A 19,356-nucleotide genomic window follows, 5' to 3' on the forward strand; every position below is an offset into this window, starting at 1 on the left:
CTCATTGGCGTCCTCTTAGGCTCGTGAACACGGCTTGAACAAGTCGTTAACAAATCATCACGGGGGTGCTGATGTTCATGTTCAAGCGAAAGGCGCTGATCACGGCCGGCGCCGCAGTGGTCACCACAGGTCTGTTCGCGGCCCCGGCCCACGCGGCCCCGGCCCACGCGGCCCCGGCTTACGCGGCCCCGGCTTACGCGGCCCCGGCTTACGCGGCCTCTGCCGCTCGGGCCGAGGTCGCGTTCCCGACCATCGTGCAGTTCACCGCCGCGGCGGGGCAGACCAACTCGCTGACCATCACGGTCTCGGGCCAGACAGTCACGCTCGACGACCGGGTCTCGATCAAGCCGGGGCCGGGATGCACGTCGGTCAAGGGCGACCGTACGAAGGTCAGGTGCACCACCCCGCGGACGCCGACCCACGTGAGGGTCGTCCTCAGCGACAGGAACGACAAGGTGACCAACAGGACCGGGCTGTCGATGTCGGCCGAGGGCCAGTCGGGCAACGACACGCTGCTCGGAGGCTCGAACCACGACGTGCTCTTCGGCGGTGGCGGCAAGGACCGGCTGTACGGCTACGGCGAATGGGATTCTCTCTTCGGCGGGCCGGGCAACGACCGCATCGTCGGCGGCGACGGCAACGACTGGGCCTTCGGCGACGCCGGCAACGACACCATCCACGGCCAGAACGGCCACGACAACCTCAGGGGCGGCGACGGCCGCGACGACCTGCACGGCGACGCCGACACCGACCGGCTCGAAGGCGGCAACGGCAACGACACCCTCGCCGGCGGTTCGGGCCTCGACCGTCTGCAGGGCGACGCCGGCAACGACAACCTCATCGGCGGCGAACTCGACGGCGACATCCCCGACCTGGGCGACCACCTCTCCGGCGGCGCGGGCAACGACACCCTGCGCGGCCAGGCCGGCGACGACCGGCTCTTCGGCGAGGCCGGCAACGACGCTCTCAGCGGCGGAATCGGCGACGACATCCTGGTGGGCGGCCCCGGCAAAGACCGCCTCAGCGGCGGCCCGGGCAACGACCAGATCACCCAGTAACGACGACAGCCCTCACCCTCTCCGGGCGAGGGCTTCGTCGCGGGTCTCGCGTCTGCCGGCGCAGAATGACGCTATGAGCGACGACGATCTAGCTGTTCTGCGTAGCCGGGCCGAGGCGGGTGACCGCGACGCGGTGGATCAGCTGGTCGAGCTGGCGCAGGAGCGCGGTGATCTCGAGGAGCTGCGACGGCTCGCCGCGGCGGGCAGCAGCGACGCGGTGGACATCCTGGTCGAGCTGGCGGCCGACCGCTCAGACCTCGACGAACTGCGCCGCCTCGCCGATGCCGGAAGCAGCGATGCTCGCGACGTCCTCACGGAACTGACCGAGGACGAATAGCCCCGCGAAAGTCCCCAGGTGGCACGAAAGGGGGAACTGGCGGTCCTCCGTGTCCTCATAGGATCTTGCTCACGGCGGACGAAGCCGCTGTATGTCACGGGGGTTCACATGTTCTCGTTCAACCGCAAGATGCTGGCCATGATCGGTGCGGCGGTGGCGACCACTTCGGTGTTCGTCGCCTCCCCGGCGCAGGCCGCCGCCGCCGGCAAGGCCGAGGTGCTCGGACTGCACAACAGCATCGTCAAGTTCATCGCGGCCAAGGGTCACGCGAACTCGATGGTCATCACGATCTCGGGCCGCACGGTCACCCTCAACGACCCTCATCCGATCAAGGCCGGCAAGGGCTGCAAGGCGGTCAAGGGCGACCGTACGAAGGTCAAGTGCACCACCGCCCGCAAGCCGACCGACATCACCGTCATCCTCGGCGACAAGAACGACACGGTTCGCAACACGACCGGCATCTGGATGGTCGCCAACGGCGGCAGCGGCAACGACACGCTGATCGGCGGTTCGTACATCGACCGCCTGTTCGGTGAGAGTGGCAACGACACGATCTACGGCCGGGGCGCCAACGACGCCATCGACGGCGGACCGGGCAACGACCGCATCTACGGCGGCAACGGCAACGACTGGGCCGACGGCGACACGGGCAACGACACGCTCTACGGCGAGCGCGGCAACGACACCCTCCACGGCGGCGCCGGCAACGACCGCATCATCGGCGGCCCGGGCAAGGACGTGATCCGGCCGAACCACTGATCTCCGCCACCCGAGTCGAGGCCCGGTTCGTCAAATACTCGCCCAGAACGAAGAGGCCGTCGGTTCAAATCCGGCCACCCCGACCAGGGTTAGAGGCCATCTCTACCAGAGAGATGGCCTCTTTCCCTACTCGCGAACATCTTCAGTGCCACCTGACAAGCGACTAGATGGCGCGTACCGTACGCCCAATTGCCGACGGCAGAGCTAGACACTCTCGCAGGGCGCCCGGGCACGTCAATCGCGTCGTCCGAGCCACCTCGGATCGAGCCGGGACCACGATCCCAGCGAAATCTCGTGCTGCTCGTCGCATCTCATGACACGTGCATATTGACCTTGCTGTCCGAGCCGGCCGGGTCGGGGAACATGGCAGCGCAGAACTCCGCCTGGACGAACCACCCGGATCGCTGACACCAGAAGCCGTCCTCGCGGAGCTCGAAACCCTTGGTGCCCTCCAGATGCGCCCGGAGCCGATTCGTCAGCTCGGCACGGCCGGCCCCATCGGGTGAGTCGATCACGTAGAGGTCGGAGCACGTCTCCGAGCCGCAGTCGCGGTCGGCGCTGATCAGTCTCAGGTCGGACGGCAGTGGCATCACGACCCCCGGCATCGGCGAGTCGATGGGAATGTCGACCATGTGGGCCGCGGGAGTGAGCACACAGCCGCCGCAGCAGAACGACAGGACCATGAACACCGCCACCAGGGCCCAGCCACCCTCGGGCCGAGCGGTCGCCGGAGCCCCGCTCCACCTGTCGGCCACAAAGGCCGCGCCGCTCACCACCAGGGTGGTCGGTCCCCACAGGAACAGTCCTTCGGTCCACATCGGCAGCCCCGGCCCTGACAGCAGCCCGACGGTCACCAGATAGAGAAATGTCAGAGCGGCCGCCAGCACCGCACCGGCGACGAAGCGGACCTTGCGCGCCGGCGCCAGCGTGAAGAGCAGCAAGTATGCCGGAGCGAGCCACACTGGTAGGCCGAGCAGCATCAAGGGCCAGGGCACGTCGGTCACCCGCAAGATCGTAGGAACTCCGCGCCATGGGCGCCGCCCCGTTGGCTACGGTGGTCCGATGTCGAGGTTCGCGCTGGTCGGCTTCGGGTTTCGCGCGGCGGCCTTTCACCGGGTGGCGCAGGTGCTGCCCGAGGTCGACTGTGTCGGGGCCGTGGTGCGGGGGGGCGCGGTCGTTGCCCGTCGCCGGGTTTGGGAGCTTGGCCGAGTGTCTGCGTGCGGCCGCACCGGACTTCGTGGTCACCGCGGTCCCACGGGCGGCCAACCCACGTGTCATCGCCGAGGCGGTCGAGCTGGGGCTGCCGGTTCTGGCCGAGACACCCCCGGCCAACGATCTTGACGGGCTGCGAACGCTCGCGGCCGGGAAGTCGGGGCTGGTGCAGGTCGCGGAGCAATATCTGCTCATGCCCTCGCACGCCGCCCGGCTGGCCGCGGTCCGCTCGGGGATCATCGGCACGCCGACCCAGGTGCAGGTCTCGTCGACCCAGCAATACCACGCGATGTGCCTGATCCGTGGTCTGCTGGGCGTCGGCCATGACGAGCCGGCCGTCGTACGAGCCGTCCGCACCGTCGCGCCGCTGCTCAACCCGCTCGACCGTGGCGGCTGGACCGGCAACACCGAGCCTGAACCGGCCGTTACGACCATCGCCACGCTGGACTTCGGGGCGGGGCGGTCAGCCGTGTACGACTTCACCAGCAATCAGACCCGTAACCTGCTGCGATTCCGGCGGCTGCTCGTGCGCGGCACCCACGGCGAGCTGCACGACAACGCGATCGTGCACATGCCCGCGCCGGAAACGATCGCCCGGACCGAGCTGGTGCGGCGGCAGAGCGGTCACGACCTGGACCTCAACGGCTTCGACACCGAGACGATCACGCTCGACGGTGAGGTGGTCTACCGCAATCCGTACGTCGGGCAGCGGTTCAACGACGACGAGGTGGCCACCGCGACCCTGCTGGACGCGATGGCCGCCTGGGTGCGCGGTGACGGTCCGCCGCCCTATCCGCTGATCGAGGGCGCGCAGGATCAACGGCTCGCGCTGGCCGTGGAGGAAGCCGCGGAGAGCGGACGGGAAGTGAAGACGACGGCCTAGGCCGTCAGTTCGGCGGCGATCAGCTCGGCGATCTGGACGGTGTTGAGGGCCGCCCCCTTGCGCCGATTGTCGCCGGTGACGAAGAGGTCGAGGGCTCGCGGGTCGTCCATCGCCCGCCGGATGCGACCCACCCAGGACGGGTCGGTGCCGACCGCGTCGATCGGCATCGGGAACTCGCCCGCCTCGGGGTCGTCGACCAGGATCACGCCGGGCGCGTTGCGCAGGGCCTGGCGGGCGCCGTCGGCGGTGACCTCGGACCCGAAGACGGCGTGGACGGCGATCGAGTGGGACGTGACGACCGGGACGCGGACGCAGGTGGCCGAGACCTTCAGCGCGTTGATGCCGAGGATCTTGCGGGACTCGTTGCGGAGCTTCAGCTCCTCGGACGACCAGCCGAGCGGTTCGAGCGCGCCCGACCAGGGCACCACGTTGAGCGCCAGCGGTGCCGGGAACGGGCCGAGGTCGTCGCCGACGGCCTGGCGCACGTTGCCCGGCCGGGAGCCGAGCGACCGGTCACCGGCCACCTTGCTGAGCTGGTCGTGCAGGGTGTCGACGCCGAACTGGCCGGCGCCCGAGGCGGCCTGGTAGGACGCCAGGACGAGTTCGCGAAGGCCGTACTCGTGGTGCAGCGGCGCGATCGCCATGATCATCGCCAGCACGGTGCAGTTCGCGTTCGCGACGATGTTGCGCGGGCGGTGGGCCAGCGCGTCGGGGTTGACCTCGGGTACGACCAGCGGCACGTCGGGGTCCATGCGGAACGCGGCCGAGTTGTCGACGACGGTGACGCCGCGGGCCGCGATGATCGGCGCCCACTGCAGCGACACCTCGTCGGGCACGTCGAACATCGCGACGTCGACGCCGTCGAACGCCTCAGGGGTCAGCTCGGCCACCGTCAGCGGCTCGCCGCGGCACTGAAGCTGCTTGCCGGCCGACCGCGACGAGGCGATCAGCCGGATCTCACCCCAGACGTTGCGCCGGGAGGACAACAGCTCGAGCATCACCGTCCCGACGGAGCCGGTGGCGCCGACGACGGCGAGCGTGGGCTGCGCCATGTCCGGCGTTACCGGCCGGTGCCCGCGTAGACCACTGCCTGCTCGCCGCCGCCGAGCTCGAACTGGTCGTGCACGGCGCGCACCGCGGTGTCGAGGTCGCTGTCGCGGCAGACCACGGAGACCCGGATCTCGGAGGTGGAGATCATCTCGATGTTGACGCCGGCTTCCCCGATGCAGGCGAAGAACGACGCGGCGACCCCCGGGTGGGACCGCATGCCCGCCCCGACCAGGGAAACCTTGCCGACGTGGTCGTCGAAGAGCAGGCTCTTGAACTTGATCTGGTCTTTGATCTTGTCGAGAGCGGTCATCGCGGTGGGACCGTCGGCCTTCGGCAGGGTGAAGGAGATATCGGTGCGGCCGGTGCCCTCAGTCGACACGTTCTGCACGATCATGTCGATGTTGATCTCGGCCTGCGCGACGGTGTCGAAGATGCGGCCCGCGGAGCCCGGCTCGTCGGGCACGCCGACGATCGTGATCTTGGCTTCGCTCCGGTCGTGAGCGACCCCGGTGATGAGCGCTTGTTCCACGTCAGGGTCCTCCATAGATCCGGTGACCAGGGTGCCGGGCTTGTTCGAGTAGGAAGAGCGTACGTGGATGGGCACCTTGAAACGGCGCGCGTACTCCACGCATCGCAACATCAGCACCTTCGCCCCGCCCGCGGCGAGTTCGAGCATCTCTTCGTACGTGATCTGCTTGATGTGCTTGGCGTCGGGGACGATCCGCGGGTCGGCGGTGAAGACCCCGTCGACGTCGGTGTAGATCTCGCAGACGTCGGCGTGCAGGGCGGCGGCCAGCGCGACCGCCGTGGTGTCGGAGCCGCCGCGGCCGAGCGTCGTGATGTCTTTGGTGTCCTGTGAGACGCCCTGGAAGCCGGCGACGATCGCGATCGCGCCCTCGTCGAGCGCGCTGCGGAGCCGGCCCGGGGTCACGTCGATGATGCGGGCGCGGCCATGCACCGAGGTGGTGAGCACGCCGGCCTGCGAACCCGTGTAGGACCGGGCCTCGTAGCCGAGGTTGTGGATCGCCATCGCGAGCAGGGCCATCGAGATGCGCTCGCCCGAGGTGAGCAGCATGTCGAGCTCGCGGCCGGGCGGCAGCGGGCTGACCTGGTTGGCCAGGTCCATGAGCTCGTCGGTGGTGTCACCCATCGCGGAGACCACGACCACCACGTCGTCGCCACCCTTGCGGGCCGCGACGATGCGCTCGGCGACGCGCTTGATGCGCTCGGCGGTCGCGACCGACGAGCCACCGTACTTCTGCACCACCAATGCCACGGCGAAACCCATCTTTCGGTTGTGCGTACCGGCGGGGCCGGTCAGGACAATCGCCACCACAGTAGCCGCGCCCCCGCCCGCCTCCGACAGGCGATCCCAGAATCCGGCCGGGTGGCCGAAACGGGCACGCGCGACACGCCGAAGCGTGATCGGGTGTGACGGCGGCCGGAGGCGAGAATGGCTCGATGCGCCCACGCTCTCCCGCCCCGGTCCTGGCTGTGTCAGCCGCACTGGCCCTGACGGCGTGTGGCGGCGCTTCCGAGGGTTCGCCCGCGCCCAGCAGCGAGGCTCCGGCACCCGAGGCCGCCTCCCCCGCCCGGGGCGCGCTCGCCGCCCGGGCCGCGCTGGCGATGGACAAGGCGTACGCGGCTCTCTATTCCTTCGACGACGGCCGGGGCGAGCCCCGCAACGTCGTCGCCACGGTCGGTAAGGACGGCACCTGGCGGGTCGACGTCAGCGGCGGGGCGCTCGGCGGCACGACCGACGTGAGCATCGTCTCCACCCCGGCCGGGGTCTATCAGTGCACCCTCGGCTCGCAGAGCAACCCGATCGCCTCTACCTGCGCCAAGGTCGCCAAGCCGGGCAAGCGCGTGCCCGCCGACTACGACCCGCCGGTGGAGCGCCTGTTCCGGCAGTGGCTGACCGTCTTCACCGACCGGCAGGCCGGCCTCGCGGTCACCGAGGTGCAGCCGCTGAGCGGGGCGAAGGGCTCCTGTTTCTCGATCGACTCGATCTCGGCGTCGCTGGCCGACCCGGTCGACATCGGCGTCTACTGCTACGCCGAGGACGGGGTGCTCACCGCGGCCCGGGTCGGCTTCGGCGTGGTCAAGCTGGTCAGCCAGATCGACGGTCCGGCGACGGTGCCGCTGCCGGGGCCCGAGACGGGCTCGCCGATGGGCATCGACGGCCTGCCGCCGGTGCCGGAGCCGTCGCTGCCCACCCCGTCGGCGTAACGGGTCCCACGATCCGGGCGAGGCTCTGGCAACGCCCCAATCGATCACGTAGGGTCAGTTTTGACATGTGGCACGCGCTGCTCCTCCTTCGCTGCCGCGACGAGGCCCCACTCGAGGCCGGCACCTCGTCGCGGAGTTGACGCGCGCCGCCTTCTCGTCTTCGCCCTTGGGAGCCCACCCACATGTCCAGTCCCTTTACGACGCAGCGCGCCAGCAAAATGCCGTTCGAGCGCTACGTCCCCTATCAGAAGCAGTTCGCGATCGACCTGCCCGACCGTCAGTGGCCGGCCCGCAGCGTCGAGACCGCCCCGCGCTGGTGCGCGGTCGACCTGCGCGACGGCAACCAGGCCCTGATCGACCCGATGTCGCCCGAGCGCAAGCGGCGCATGTTCATGCTGCTCGTACAGATGGGTTACAAGGAGATCGAGGTCGGCTTCCCGGCCGCCAGCCAGACCGACTTCGACTTCGTCCGCCAGCTCATCGAGCAGGACCTGATCCCCGACGACGTCACGATCCAGGTGCTGGTGCAGTGCCGTGAGCACCTGATCGACCGCACCTTCGAGTCGATCCGGGGCGCCAAGCGCGCGATCGTGCACTTCTACAACTCGACGTCCACGCTGCAGCGCCGGGTGGTCTTCGGCCTCGACAAGGACGGCATCACCGACATCGCCACCACCGGGGCGCGGCTCTGCCAGAAGTACGCGGAGATCCACACCCCGGACACCGAGATCTTCTACGAGTACTCGCCGGAGTCCTACACGGGCACCGAGCTGGAGTACGCCCTGGAGATCTGTTCCGCCGTGATCGACGTCATCGACCCCACGCCGGACCGGCCGCTGATCATCAACCTGCCGGCCACGGTCGAGATGGCCACGCCGAACGTCTACGCCGACTCGATCGAGTGGATGCACCGCAACCTGCCGCGGCGCGAGTCGGTGGTGCTCTCGCTGCACCCCCACAACGACCGGGGTACGGCCGTGGCCGCGGCCGAGCTGGGCCTGCTGGCCGGGGCCGACCGCATCGAGGGCTGCCTGTTCGGCAACGGTGAGCGCACCGGCAACGTCGACCTGGTCACCCTGGGTCTGAACATCTTCTCGCAGGGCATCGACCCGATGATCGACTTCTCGGACATCGACGAGGTCAAGCGGGCCGTCGAGTACTGCAACCAGCTGCCCGTGCACGAGCGCCACCCGTACGTCGGTGACCTGGTCTACACCGCGTTCTCGGGCTCGCACCAGGACGCGATCAAGAAGGGCTTCACCGCCCTGCAGGCCGACGCCGACGCGGCCGGCACCGAGATCGACAAGTTCACCTGGGGCGTGCCCTACCTGCCGATCGACCCGAAGGACGTGGGCCGCACCTACGAGGCGGTCATCCGGGTCAACTCGCAGTCCGGCAAGGGCGGCGTGGCGTACATCATGAAGGAGGAGCACAAGCTCGAGCTGCCGCGACGGCTGCAGATCGAGTTCTCCGGCGTGGTGCAGCACCACACCGACGAAGAGGGTGGCGAGGTCAGCCCGCAGGCGATGTGGGACATCTTCGCCGGCGAATACCTGGTCGAGCACCAGATGACGTCGGCCTTCCAGATCGCCGACTACAGCACGTCGATCCGCGACGGTAAGGTCGAGATCGACATCGAGGTCTTCCACCGTGGACAGCGTCGCCCGCTGGTCGGCGTGGGCAACGGCCCGATCGACGCGTTCGTGCAGGCCATCGAGCCGCTGGGCATCAACGCGCGGGTCCTCGACTACACCGAGCACGCCCTGACCTCGGGTGGGGACGCCCAGGCCGCGGCCTACGTCGAGGTCGAGGTCGGTGACCGTACGGTGTGGGGTGTCGGCATCGACGAGAACATCGTGAGTGCCTCGATCAAGGCGGTCACGAGCGCGATCAACCGCGCACGCTGATCCCTCTCGTTCCGCGCGCCATCCATCGACCGTGGCGCGCGGAACGGGCGCACTCCTCCTACGCTGGGGCTTGTGTCCCCTCGTACCCCCCTGATTTTGGCCACCGCCCTGCTCACCCTCGCCGGTTGCCAGGGCGTCACCCTCGAACCCACGCCGACCTCCACGCAGGACGCCACCAGCTCCTCGGCCCAGCTCGACGAGCTGACCGTGGTCGCCAAGACCGGTTCCATGAGCGGCTACAGCCGCGAGAAGTTCCCGCACTGGCGCAGCACGGGCAGTAACTGCGACATACGCGACACCGTGCTCAAACGCGACGGGAAGAACGTCAAGACGTCGGGCTGCAACGTCGTCGCCGGCACCTGGAACAGCTTCTACGACGGCAAAGTGCTCGACTCGCCGACCAAGGTGGACATCGACCACATGGTGCCGTTGGCCAACGCGTGGCGGTCCGGCGCCTCGAAGTGGAGCACCGACGAGCGCGAGGAATTCGCCAACGACCTCGACGACCCGCAGCTCATCGCGGTGTCGGCCGCTTCCAACCGGTCGAAGGGCGATCAGGATCCGTCCACCTGGAAACCCACAGAATCCAGCAGTTGGTGCGACTATGCGCAAGACTGGATCGAGGTGAAGGCCAAGTGGAAGCTGACGGTCACCGCCAAGGAGAAGACCGCGCTCCGGGACATGTTGGAGAAGTGCACATGACGAGCCCGACTCCGCCCACCACCGACATCGTGGCCGGCCCCGGTGGGGTCATGACCGACGAGGTCGGCGTCGTGACGGGCGACCTCACACTGCGTACGGAGGTCTCCGGCTTCGACGTCACCGTCCGCGTGCAATACAAGGACGCCGACGAGTGGTACACGGTGACCGGTGCGAAGGCGCCGCTGCGTGACCCGGCCGACGCCGACGCGGTCCACGCTGTCGTCGCGGGCATCCTCAACAGACCGGAAGGTTGAGTCGCTCACCGGAAACGGGACAGCGGGACGGGCCCGTACCGTTCTAATATCTTGAGGCTTCGATTCCCCCGCTCCATGCGAGAGGTTCAGCCTTGAAGATCCACAGGACTACCATCCGGGCCGCGACGGCCGTCCTCGGCACCGCCGCGGTCGCCGGGGTCGCCTGGATCGCCCTTCCGGCCTCGGCGGCGACCACCGGCGTCGTCTCCGTCGTCAGCTCGAACGTCATCACCTACACGGCGGCGAGCGGGAAGGCGAACGTCGTCACCCTGCTCCGTTCGGGCAACACGATCCTGGTCGACGACATCTACGGCATCTCGGCCGGTGCGGGCTGCGTCAAGGTCAGCGGCGACGTGACCCGCATCAGCTGCACGCCGAAGGTCGCGCCCGTCTGGATCCGGGTCGACACGGGCGACGGCAACGACAAGATCTACAACCGCACCAACCTGGGCACGACCGTCCGCGCCGGCACCGGCAACGACCTGGTCACCGGCGGCCCCACCCGCGACGACATCTATCTCGGCCTGGGCACCGACACGGCCGAGAGCCTCGGCGGCGACGACATCGTGCGCGGCGAGGGCGGCTGGGACACCATCAAGGGTGGCGACGGCAACGACGAGATCCAAGGCGGCGACGGCAACGACGCCGTCGACGGCGGCAACGGCAACAACTACCTCTACGGCGGCAACAACGAGGACCGGCTGCTGAGTGGCTCTGGCGAGGACTACCTCTCCGGAGACGCGGGCAACGACCGGCTCGAGGGCGGCAACGGCGAGAACCTCCTCGTCGGCGGCGTCGGCAACGACACGCTCGTGGGCGGCCTCGAGCACGACTTCCTCTCCGGTGACGCCGGCAACGACGTCGAGAACGGTGGCGGTGGCGACGACTACTTCGACCAGACCGTCGAGTTTGCCGCAGGGGCCGACGCCGACACCTTCAACGGTGGCGACGGCAACGACATCGTGTTCTACATCGACCGGGTGAAGGGCGTTACCGCCGACGCCGACAGCGTCACGGGCGATGACGGCTTCTCCGGCGAGAAAGACACCATCTCCACGTCTGTCGAGGACATCTACGGCGGAGAGGGCAACGACCGGCTGATCGGCACGGACCGCCCCGAGATGCTGGTCGGCTACGGCGGCAACGACACGATCACCGGCGCCGCCGGCGACGACAGCCTCCTGGGCTACGAGGGCATCGATCAGTTGAACGGCGGCGACGGGTACGACATCTGCCTCGACGCCGACGAGCCCGGCGAATCGGCCGTCGACTGCGAGTTGGGTTCCGGCGCGCTGGCGGCCCGGACCGCGCAGGCCAAGGGACAGGAGAAAGCTGACCGCGTCCTTCGCGAGATGAAGGCCGAGCAGCAGCAGATCCGCCGCTGACCACATAGCAGAACGGCCGCTCCGAACTCGGAGCGGCCGTTCTTTTCGTGTCTGGATCAGACGGGCGTCGCGGCCGGCTTGCGACCCACCACGGCCTCGTCGTCGACCACCGGGAAGTGGCAGGCGGTGAGGTGCGACTCGGGGTCGTCGAGCCGGGTGACCAGCGGCGGCTCCTCCGTGGCGCAGATGTCCTGCGCCTTCCAGCAGCGGGTGCGGAACCGGCAGCCGGACGGCGGGTTGATCGGGCTGGGCACGTCGCCGGTGAGCAGCACCCGGTCACGCTGCGCGCGGTCACGCCGGGCCGGGTCGGGCACCGGCACGGCCGACATCAGGGCGACCGTGTACGGGTGGCGCGGGTTCTTGTAGAGGTCGTCGCGCTCGGCGATCTCCACGACCTTGCCCAGGTACATGACCGCGACCCGGTTCGAGATGTGCCGCACCACGGACAGGTCGTGGGCGATGAACACGTAGGTCAGGTCGAACTCGCGCTGCAGGTCGTCGAGCAGGTTGACGACCTGGGCCTGGATCGACACGTCGAGCGCGGACACCGGCTCGTCGGCGACGATCAGCTTGGGCCGCAGGGCGAGGGCCCGCGCGATGCCGATGCGCTGCCGCTGACCGCCCGAGAATTCGTGCGGGTAGCGGTTGTAGTGCTCGGGGTTGAGACCCACGAGCTCCAGCAGCTCCTGCACGGCCTTCTTGAGGCCCTGCGGGGTCGGCATGTTCTGGATCTGCAGGGGCGCCGCCACGATCGAGCCGACGGTGTGCCGCGGGTTCAGCGACGAGTACGGGTCCTGGAAGATCATCTGCACGTCGCGGCGCAACGGACGCAGCTGGGCTCCCGACCGGTGGGAGATGTCCTCACCCTCGAAGACGATCTTGCCGCCGGTCGGCTCCAGGATCCGGGTGAAGAGCCGGCCCGCGGTCGACTTGCCACAGCCGGACTCGCCGACCAGGCCGAGCGTCTCGCCGGCCTTCACCTGCAGGTCGATCCCGTCGACGGCGCGCACGGCACCGACCTGACGCTTCAGCAGGCCCTTAGTGATCGGGAAGTGCTTTTCGAGCCCCGACACCTCGAGCAGGTTCTCGCTCATCTCAACTTCTCTCCGCTCAGAGGTTCGGCAGAACTTCCTGCTGGAAGATCTGCGTTCGGTCCTCCTGCGACAGGTGGCAGGCGACCTTGTGCGTGTCTCCACGCAGCAGGGGCACCTCGGTGAAAGATCGGTCGCCGTTGCGTCCGGCGTAGGGGCACCGCGGGTGGAACGCACACCCGTTCGGCAGATTGATCAGGCTCGGCGGTGAGCCCTTGACCGGGCTGAGCCGCTCCCGCACGTCCCGGTCGAGCCGCGGCATCGAGCCGAGAAGACCCCAGGTGTACGGGTGCTGCGGATTCTGGAAGACGTCCAGCGCCGGACCCTTCTCGATCACCTTGCCGCCGTACATCACCAGGACGTCGTCGGCGAGCTCGGCCACCACGCCGAGGTCGTGGGTGATCATGATGACCGCGGAGCCGAACTCCTCCTGCAGGTCCCGGATCAGGTCGAGGATCTGTGCCTGCACGGTCACGTCGAGGGCCGTGGTGGGCTCGTCGGCGATCAGCAGCTTCGGGTCGTTGACCAGGGCCATCGCGATCATCGCGCGCTGACGCATACCGCCCGAGAACTGGTGGGCGTAGTCGTTGAAGCGCCGCTCCGGCTGCGGGATGCCGACCCGGGCGAGCATGTCGATCGCCCGCTCGCGGGCCACCTTCTTGTTCACGCCGGGGTGGTGCACCCGGTAGGCCTCGACGATCTGCGACCCGACGGTGAAGTACGGGTGCATCGCGCTCAGCGGGTCCTGGAAGATCATCGCCATCTTGCCGCCGCGGAGCTTGCGAACCTGCTCGTCGGTGGCGGAGACGAGTTCCTCGTCGTCGAGCCAGACCTCACCGGTGACCTTGGCGTTGCTGCGGGCGCGGTGCAGACCGAGGATCGCGAGCGAGGTGACGCTCTTGCCCGAGCCGGACTCGCCGACGATGCCGAGGGTCTTGCCGCGCTCGAGCGTGAAGTTCGAGTCGGAGACCGCCTGGACGATGCCGTCGTCCGTCTCGAACCGGACGTTGAGGTCCTTGATCTCGAGGTACGGGCGAGGGTTGGTGGCGCCGATGGACATGTGACTCTCCCTCAGGCCAGCCGGACGCGCGGGTCGATCCAGCCGTAGACCAGGTCGACGACCAGGTTCGCGAAGACGATGAAGAACGCGGCGATCAGCGTGACGCCGAGAATGATGGGCAGGTCGCTCTGCCGGATCGCGGTCAGAGCCTGGTAGCCCAGACCGCGGAGGTTGAAGACGGACTCGGTGAGCACGGCGCCGCCGAGCAGCGCGCCGAGGTCGAGACCGAAGACGGTGACCAGCGGGGTCAGGCCGGAGCGCAGAGCGTGCTTACCGATGACGGTCCGCTCGCGCAGGCCCTTGGCCCGGGCGGTACGCACGTAGTCCTCGCCGAGCGTCTCCAGCATGTTCGCCCTCGTGAGGCGAGCGTAGGTCGCCGCGAAGAGGAACGCCAACGTGATCCAGGGCAGGATCAGGCTGGTGAACCACTCTCCTGGATTCTCGGTGAATGGCACGTAGTTGCCCTGTGGCAGCCACTCGAGCCAGTACACGAAGATCGCGGAGGCGAGCAGACCGGTGAAGTAGATGGGGAGCGATACACCCGCTAACGCGGTTGTCATCGCCGCTCGGTCGACGAACGTGCCTCTTCGCAAGGCGGAGAGCACACCGGTCGCCACACCGAGGATCACCCACAGCACGGCGGCGCCGAGCGCGAGCGAGAGCGTGACCGGAAGGTCCTCCAGCAGGAGCGGAGTGACTTCCTGGTCGGTCGCGAACGAGTAACCGAGGCAGGGCGCGGGGCAGTGGGTGACGTCCGGGCCGTTGGCGTAGTCCCGGCCGGCGACGATGCCCTTGAGGAACTTGCCGTACTGCACGACGATCGGGTCGTCGAAGCCCATCTTGGCCGAAATGCCGGCGATGGCGGCGGGGTCGGACTGCTTACCGATGTAAAGCAGAGCCGGATCGCTACCGATGGCCTTCGGGATTGCGAAGAAAATGCCGAAGGTGACTGCGGTCACCACAAGCAGCGTGATGACGGCGTTGATCAGCCGCCGAATGAGATATGCCAGCACGACAGTCGGCCGAGGGATGGGCGGGCACCGAAATCCGTTCAGGACTTCGATGCCCGCCCACCGGGGGCGGCCTTCACCAACCCTTCGAATTACCCGTTACTACTGGGGTGGAACGACGTCACTTGCCGTCGCTGACGCCGAGAGCCTGGAAGTCGAGCATGCCGAAGGACTCGTGGACGTAAGCGTTCGTCAGCCGCGGGTTGCGGTAGTTGAGCGCCTTGTCGACCACGAACGGGAGGACGTAAGCCCCCTCCATGATCTTCTTGTTGATCTCGGTGTAGATCGTCGCAGCCTTGGCCGGGTCGGTCTCGGCAGCGGCGTCGTCGAACAGCTTGTCGATCGCCGGGTCCTTGATCTCGGACCGGTTGAAGTTGCCGTTCTTGGTGATGAAGCGGCTGTCAGCCAGCGGCTGCATGTAGCCGGCGCCGGTCGGGTAGTCAGCACCCCAACCAGTGATGATGATGCCGTAGCCACGCTTCTTCACGATCTCCGGCGAACCACCGATGGCGGAGTCCGTCGCACCGTCGTACTGGTCGATCTTGGCGTTGATGCCGACGACCTTCAGCGAAGCCTGGAGCGCCTCGGCGGTCTTGACCTCGGCGGCCCGGTTGTTACGAGCGGCGATGGTCACGTCGAAGCCGTTCGGCTTGCCACAGGCGGCGAGAGCTTCCTTGGCCTTGTCGACCTGAGCCTTGCCCTGCTTGCGGTTGTACGGGTCGTAGTTCGCGTCCGAGCCCGCGATGTTCGGGGGCAGAATGCTGGTGCCGATGTCGCCACCCGCGAACTCGCCACCGCGAGCGGTCTGGATCGCGGTCGGGTCGGCCGCGTAGATGACCGCCTTGCGGCAGTCGGCGTTGTCCATCGGCGCGACCGGGGTCATGTCCGCGAACCGGAGGAAGCCGGTGTTCGGGGCGTCCGCGTTCGCCTTCAGGGTCGGGTCGGTCAGCAGCTTGGTACGGGCCGCGGCCTGCACACCGGTCTGGCCGACGTCGAGGTCCGCCGTGCCCGAGAGCAGACGGTTGTCGAGGTCGTCCGCGTTGGTGGTGATGGTCAGGTTGATCGCGTCCGGCAGAGCCTTACGGATCGGGTCGCTGGCCGGGTCCCAGTTCGGGTTGCGGACCCACTTGGCCGCCTTGCCCGGCTGGATCTCCGAGAACATGTACGGACCCGAGGCAGCGGGCTTCGAGCCGTACTGCGCGCCGGTGTCACGCTTCTGCGGGACGGGGCCGGAACCCGGCATCGCCAGCAGGTACATGAAGTCCGAGTACGGCTTGGCCAGCTTGAAGACGATGGTCGAGTCGTCCGGCGTGGTGACCGTCTTGAGGCCCAGCTTGTCGGGCGCGGTGTCCTTGTAGGGGCCCTTGTAGTTCTGGCCCTGGTCGAGGACGTTCGGCAGGTAGTACGGGCCGCCGGAGATCACGTCGGTCGCCCAGACGCGCTCGATGCCGTACTTGACGTCCTTGGACGTGATGGGGGCGCCGTCGTCCCACTTCAGGCCGCTGCGCAGCTTGAACGTGTAGGTCAGCTTGTCAGCGCTGATCGTCGGCTCGGCCTCGGCGAGGTCGGGCTGCAGCTTCAGGCCGGCCTGGCCCGGAGCGGCCGCGTAGTCGACCAGCTTGCGGGTGTACAGACGGTTGAGGTTCCACACGAACGCGTAGTAACCGCGCGCCGGGTCCCAGCTGTCGGCGTCCTGAGACGACCAGAGGTTGAGCGTGCCGCCCTTGGTCGTGCTCGGGTTGACAACGTTGGTGATGGCGGCGCCGAACTCCGACTTGCCATTCGAGGTGCTGCCCTTGTTGTCACTGTCCGAGCCGCCACCGCACGCGGCGGTGGTCAGCCCGAGTGCGAGAGCGACGCCTGACGCCGCCAGCACTCTTGTCTTGCGTGCCACCTGTTCTCCTACCTCCTCGAAGCGAACCCGGCCGGTCCGCGGAAAATGCAGTGGTTCTTTCGACCCCCGCCGGCTCATCGAGCCTTCGGGTCGAGCGCGTCGCGCAGGCCGTCACCGAAGAGGTTGAAGGCGAGCACGGTAAGGAAGATCACTCCACCCGGAATGATCATGTACATGGGGTCGATCTGGTAGAAGGTCACCGCGTCCGACAACATCCCGCCCCAGGACGGGTTCGGCGGCGGGATGCCGACGCCGAGGAAGCTCAACGCGGCTTCCGTCAGGATGTTGGTCGGGATGATCAGCGTCGTGTAGACGAGGATCGGGGCGGCCAGGTTGGGCAGCAGCTCCCGGAAGAGGATGCGGCCCGACCGGGCACCCAGGCTGCGGGACGCCTCTACGAATTCGCGTTCGCGCAACGAAAGTGTTTGACCACGCACGATCCGGCCGATGTAGGGCCAGCCGAAGAAGCCGATGACGCCCACCAGCACCAGCACTCGCGACCAGCGGTCGCCGAGGCCGAAGAGCTCGTCCGGCAGCACGGACAGGAGGGCGATCGCGAAGAGCAGCTGCGGGAAAGCAAGCAGGAAGTCCATGACTCGGCTGATCGTCGCGTCGACCCAGCCACCGAGGAAGCCGGCCATGAGGCCGAACACGGAGCCGAGGATCGTCGACACGAAAGCCGAGAGGAAGGCGACCGAGAGCGAGGTCTGCGCGCCGTACAGGATGCGGCTGAAGATGTCACGGCCGCTCTGCGGCTCGACACCGAACAGGAAGTCCCAGCTGATGCCGCCCAGCCTGCCGATCGGCGTGCCGAGCGTCGGGTCGATCTTGTCGGTGTGGTACTCGTCGATCGGGTGACCGAACAGCCTGGTCAGCACCGGAGCGAGGATCGCGACGAGAATCAGGAAAATGACAACGATGGCACCAGCCATCGCGACCTTGTCCTTCTTCAGCCGGCGCCAAGCAATCTGCTTCAGCGACCGGCCGGCGACCGCCTTTTCTCCAGGACGGTCAGCCGCATCGGCAGCAGGCGTGGTCGACTCGTCGGTGACCGACGCCTCAGGGCCAAGCGACATCTAAGCGTCGGTCCTCTCCCGGCGGCCGACGAGCATGAGTCCACGGCCACCCCGGACCACAGGTTCGACAAGAACCCGCGAGACCGGAGGACGATGGCCCACGCAGCGAACGGCAACCGATCGGTTATCGCATGCCTCGAGTGCCGACCCTCGTCGCGTGACGGTCTGATCCGACCCACGCCACGAGAGCACTCGACGGCGGGTGTGCCGCCATCGGAAGGAACACTCACCTAATGCGGTGCTTCAGGTCAAGTTCACGGACCGCACACGAACGGTTCCGTGTCCCCGTCGTGATGTGACCGTTACCTACGGCTCCGACCAAACGGAAACTACCGCGTAGATGTCCTGCAAGCAGTGATTCTGGGCGAAAATGCTATCGCCTTGTGATCATGCCATTACCCAGCGTACGCCTAGACCGCCCGGCGCCCCTCGAAGGCTCGACCGAGCGTGATCTCGTCGGCATATTCGAGGTCACCTCCGACCGGCAGACCACTTGCCAAACGGGTAACAGCAATGCCCATCGGCTTGACCATCAGCGCCAGATACGTCGCTGTGGCCTCACCCTCCGTGTTGGGATCTGTGGCGAGAATCAACTCCTTGACCTCGCCGGTACCCAGCCTCATCAGCAGCTCGCGGATGCGCAGATTGTCGGGTCCGATCCCTTCGAGCGGATTGATGGCCCCGCCCAGCACGTGATAGCGGCCCCGGAACTCGCCGGTCCGCTCGATCGCCACGACGTCCTTGGGCTCCTCGACGACGCAGAGCACCTCGTTGGTGCGGCGGGTGTCGCGGCAGATGCGGCACTGTTCCGACTCGGCCACGTTGAAACAGGTGGTGCAGAACCGCACCAGTTCCTTGACCTTGCGCAGGGCGGTCGACAGCCGGTTGACGTCGGCCGGATCCGCGGACAGGACGTAAAAGGCGATGCGCTGAGCGCTCTTCGGGCCGACACCCGGCAGCCGCCCCAGCTCGTCGATCAGATCCTGAATGGCACCTTCGTACACGCGATCAGAACCCGGGCAGGGACAGGCCACCGGTGGCCGGCCCCATCTTCGCCTCGGTCAGCTCGCGCTGCGCCTCGGCCGCGTTGTGGATCGCCGCGAGCACCAGGTCTTCCAGCGTCTCGACATCCTCGGGGTCGACCGCCGTCGGATCGATCTTCACCGACTTGTACTCCCCGAGCCCCGTCACGACGACGGTCACGAGCCCACCGCCCGCGGTGCCGGTCAGCTCGGCCGCGGCCAGCTCGGCCTGAGCACGCGCGACCTGCTCCTGCATCTTCTGCGCCTGCTTCATGATCTGCTGCATGTTCGGCTGTCCACCGGGGCGCATGGCACCGCTCCTCAAATCCGCTTCGAAGTCACAACACGCTGACGCCCGTCGATAACCACGACCCGCGCCAACGCGATCGCCGCCCAGCGTAGCCGCCGCCTGCGCACACGACACCAC

General features: G+C 67.8%; 19 protein-coding genes. 9 read left to right on the top strand and 10 right to left on the bottom strand.

Annotation, left to right across the window (positions count from 1 at the left end):
- Nucleotides 1–77 precede the first annotated feature (77 nt).
- The 3 genes from EER30_RS47855 (at nucleotide 78) to EER30_RS05465 (ending at nucleotide 2,154) form a co-directional block, all read left to right on the top strand.
- Nucleotides 78–1,058 (top strand): calcium-binding protein, encoded by a 981-nt coding sequence (locus EER30_RS47855; protein ID WP_205650108.1) that lies wholly within the window; start codon nucleotides 78–80, stop codon nucleotides 1,056–1,058.
- Nucleotides 1,059–1,131: 73 nt separating this feature from the next.
- The gene (locus EER30_RS05460; protein ID WP_127498790.1) at nucleotides 1,132–1,395 is read left to right on the top strand and encodes a hypothetical protein; all 264 of its coding nucleotides are present in this window, start codon (nucleotides 1,132–1,134) and stop codon (nucleotides 1,393–1,395) included.
- A 108-nt stretch (nucleotides 1,396–1,503) separates the two neighbouring features.
- Nucleotides 1,504–2,154 (top strand): calcium-binding protein, encoded by a 651-nt coding sequence (locus tag EER30_RS05465; protein WP_127498792.1) that lies wholly within the window; start codon nucleotides 1,504–1,506, stop codon nucleotides 2,152–2,154.
- 311 nt (nucleotides 2,155–2,465) lie between these two features.
- On the opposite strand, the gene EER30_RS05470 is transcribed toward EER30_RS05465, so the two are convergent.
- A complete protein-coding gene (locus EER30_RS05470; RefSeq protein WP_127498794.1) occupies nucleotides 2,466–3,158 on the bottom strand; it encodes a hypothetical protein in 693 nt (230 codons plus the stop codon).
- A gap of 197 nt (nucleotides 3,159–3,355) precedes the next feature.
- On the opposite strand from EER30_RS05470, the gene EER30_RS05475 reads away from it, so the two are divergent.
- Complete coding sequence (locus EER30_RS05475; RefSeq protein ID WP_240669764.1) at nucleotides 3,356–4,249, top strand: Gfo/Idh/MocA family oxidoreductase; 894 nt, start codon at nucleotides 3,356–3,358, stop codon at nucleotides 4,247–4,249.
- Here the strand turns inward: EER30_RS05475 and EER30_RS05480 are convergent.
- Both EER30_RS05480 and EER30_RS05485 read right to left on the bottom strand, forming a co-directional pair.
- Nucleotides 4,246–5,301: an aspartate-semialdehyde dehydrogenase gene (locus tag EER30_RS05480; RefSeq protein ID WP_127498796.1), complete on the bottom strand. Its 1,056-nt coding sequence runs from the start codon at nucleotides 5,299–5,301 to the stop codon at nucleotides 4,246–4,248. The genes EER30_RS05475 and EER30_RS05480 overlap by 4 nt on opposite strands.
- An 8-nt stretch (nucleotides 5,302–5,309) precedes the next feature.
- Nucleotides 5,310–6,575, bottom strand: a complete 1,266-nt coding sequence (locus tag EER30_RS05485) for an aspartate kinase (protein WP_127499402.1) — start codon at nucleotides 6,573–6,575, stop codon at nucleotides 5,310–5,312.
- Nucleotides 6,576–6,760: 185 nt separating this feature from the next.
- On the opposite strand from EER30_RS05485, the gene EER30_RS05490 reads away from it, so the two are divergent.
- The 5 genes from EER30_RS05490 (at nucleotide 6,761) to EER30_RS05510 (ending at nucleotide 11,776) form a co-directional block, all read left to right on the top strand.
- Nucleotides 6,761–7,528: a hypothetical protein gene (locus tag EER30_RS05490; RefSeq protein WP_127498798.1), complete on the top strand. Its 768-nt coding sequence runs from the start codon at nucleotides 6,761–6,763 to the stop codon at nucleotides 7,526–7,528.
- A 182-nt stretch (nucleotides 7,529–7,710) separates the two neighbouring features.
- Nucleotides 7,711–9,435 carry a 2-isopropylmalate synthase gene (gene leuA, locus EER30_RS05495; RefSeq protein WP_127498800.1) on the top strand — a complete coding sequence of 575 codons (1,725 nt, stop codon included), beginning with the start codon at nucleotides 7,711–7,713 and terminating at the stop codon, nucleotides 9,433–9,435.
- Nucleotides 9,436–9,507: 72 nt separating this feature from the next.
- Nucleotides 9,508–10,137: an HNH endonuclease family protein gene (locus tag EER30_RS05500; RefSeq protein WP_127498802.1), complete on the top strand. Its 630-nt coding sequence runs from the start codon at nucleotides 9,508–9,510 to the stop codon at nucleotides 10,135–10,137.
- Nucleotides 10,050–10,391 carry a hypothetical protein gene (locus EER30_RS05505; protein ID WP_432417520.1) on the top strand — a complete coding sequence of 114 codons (342 nt, stop codon included), beginning with the start codon at nucleotides 10,050–10,052 and terminating at the stop codon, nucleotides 10,389–10,391. Before EER30_RS05500 ends, EER30_RS05505 begins: the two co-directional genes overlap by 88 nt.
- Before the next feature lie 92 nt (nucleotides 10,392–10,483).
- Complete coding sequence (locus tag EER30_RS05510; protein ID WP_127498806.1) at nucleotides 10,484–11,776, top strand: calcium-binding protein; 1,293 nt, start codon at nucleotides 10,484–10,486, stop codon at nucleotides 11,774–11,776.
- A 56-nt stretch (nucleotides 11,777–11,832) separates the two neighbouring features.
- On the opposite strand, the gene EER30_RS05515 is transcribed toward EER30_RS05510, so the two are convergent.
- The 7 genes from EER30_RS05515 to EER30_RS05545 form a co-directional block, all read right to left on the bottom strand.
- A complete protein-coding gene (locus EER30_RS05515) occupies nucleotides 11,833–12,870 on the bottom strand; it encodes an ABC transporter ATP-binding protein (protein ID WP_127498808.1) in 1,038 nt (345 codons plus the stop codon).
- Between the two features lie 16 nt (nucleotides 12,871–12,886).
- Nucleotides 12,887–13,927: an ABC transporter ATP-binding protein gene (locus tag EER30_RS05520; protein ID WP_127498810.1), complete on the bottom strand. Its 1,041-nt coding sequence runs from the start codon at nucleotides 13,925–13,927 to the stop codon at nucleotides 12,887–12,889.
- An 11-nt stretch (nucleotides 13,928–13,938) separates the two neighbouring features.
- Complete coding sequence (locus EER30_RS05525) at nucleotides 13,939–14,940, bottom strand: ABC transporter permease (RefSeq protein WP_127498812.1); 1,002 nt, start codon at nucleotides 14,938–14,940, stop codon at nucleotides 13,939–13,941.
- Nucleotides 14,941–15,058: 118 nt separating this feature from the next.
- Nucleotides 15,059–16,831, bottom strand: coding sequence for an ABC transporter substrate-binding protein (locus tag EER30_RS05530; RefSeq protein WP_240669765.1), 1,773 nt, complete (start codon nucleotides 16,829–16,831; stop codon nucleotides 15,059–15,061).
- A gap of 74 nt (nucleotides 16,832–16,905) precedes the next feature.
- A complete protein-coding gene (locus tag EER30_RS05535; protein WP_127498816.1) occupies nucleotides 16,906–17,907 on the bottom strand; it encodes an ABC transporter permease in 1,002 nt (333 codons plus the stop codon).
- Between the two features lie 410 nt (nucleotides 17,908–18,317).
- Complete coding sequence (recR, locus tag EER30_RS05540) at nucleotides 18,318–18,911, bottom strand: recombination mediator RecR (RefSeq protein ID WP_127499404.1); 594 nt, start codon at nucleotides 18,909–18,911, stop codon at nucleotides 18,318–18,320.
- Between the two features lie 4 nt (nucleotides 18,912–18,915).
- Entirely contained in the window at nucleotides 18,916–19,215 is a 300-nt protein-coding gene (locus tag EER30_RS05545; protein WP_240669857.1) for a YbaB/EbfC family nucleoid-associated protein, read from the bottom strand.
- Nucleotides 19,216–19,356 lie beyond the last annotated feature (141 nt).

Source organism: Actinoplanes solisilvae (assembly GCF_003999975.1).
Lineage (GTDB): Bacteria > Actinomycetota > Actinomycetes > Mycobacteriales > Micromonosporaceae > Actinoplanes > Actinoplanes solisilvae.

Excerpts from the sequence above, each read along its gene's own strand:
- EER30_RS47855 (WP_205650108.1), top strand. The coding sequence starts at position 78 with ATGTTCAAGCGAAAGGCGCTGATCACGGCCGGCGCCGCAGTGGTCACC.
- EER30_RS05460 (WP_127498790.1), top strand. The coding sequence starts at position 1,132 with ATGAGCGACGACGATCTAGCTGTTCTGCGTAGCCGGGCCGAGGCGGGT.
- EER30_RS05465 (WP_127498792.1), top strand. The coding sequence starts at position 1,504 with ATGTTCTCGTTCAACCGCAAGATGCTGGCCATGATCGGTGCGGCGGTG.
- EER30_RS05480 (WP_127498796.1), bottom strand. The coding sequence starts at position 5,301 with ATGGCGCAGCCCACGCTCGCCGTCGTCGGCGCCACCGGCTCCGTCGGG.
- EER30_RS05490 (WP_127498798.1), top strand. The coding sequence starts at position 6,761 with ATGCGCCCACGCTCTCCCGCCCCGGTCCTGGCTGTGTCAGCCGCACTG.
- leuA (WP_127498800.1), top strand. The coding sequence starts at position 7,711 with ATGTCCAGTCCCTTTACGACGCAGCGCGCCAGCAAAATGCCGTTCGAG.
- EER30_RS05515 (WP_127498808.1), bottom strand. The coding sequence starts at position 12,870 with ATGAGCGAGAACCTGCTCGAGGTGTCGGGGCTCGAAAAGCACTTCCCG.
- EER30_RS05520 (WP_127498810.1), bottom strand. The coding sequence starts at position 13,927 with ATGTCCATCGGCGCCACCAACCCTCGCCCGTACCTCGAGATCAAGGAC.
- EER30_RS05535 (WP_127498816.1), bottom strand. The coding sequence starts at position 17,907 with ATGTCGCTTGGCCCTGAGGCGTCGGTCACCGACGAGTCGACCACGCCT.
- EER30_RS05545 (WP_240669857.1), bottom strand. The coding sequence starts at position 19,215 with ATGCAGCAGATCATGAAGCAGGCGCAGAAGATGCAGGAGCAGGTCGCG.